Source organism: Myroides injenensis M09-0166 (assembly GCF_000246945.1).
Classification (GTDB): domain Bacteria; phylum Bacteroidota; class Bacteroidia; order Flavobacteriales; family Flavobacteriaceae; genus Flavobacterium; species Flavobacterium injenense.
In genome coordinates, this window is record NZ_BAEX01000196.1 from 1 (window position 1) to 284 (window position 284).

Below are 284 nucleotides of genomic sequence, written 5' to 3' on the forward strand. Positions count from 1 at the left end.
CGTTGCACATGTAGTTTTACTGATTTACCTCGTAATGGAAAGTCTTCAATGGTAATCATACTATGGAAACCTTTAGAAATAAGTTGTCTTTCAGGACACTGATTTCCATAATCATTCTTTTCTTCAAAGTAGATATGTACTTTGGTCTCTAATTCTTCTATTTTAGTAATATTGAAGTGTTCTACTAAGTAAGCAGGTAAGATTAGTTTTAGTATTTCGGTGCTATCCATAATAAGACAAAGATATTATTTTACTATTTCCTCCCCAACTTTTAACGTTGATCC

The 284-nt window shown here is 31.3% G+C and carries 1 protein-coding gene; it reads right to left on the minus strand.

Features of this window, described 5'->3' with window-relative positions; translation table 11 throughout:
• Positions 1-230: ISAon1 family transposase N-terminal region protein (locus RH98_RS15120; RefSeq protein WP_010258216.1), on the minus strand; the 230-nt coding region annotated here is incomplete at its 3' end.
• Positions 231-284: the final 54 nt, after the last annotated feature.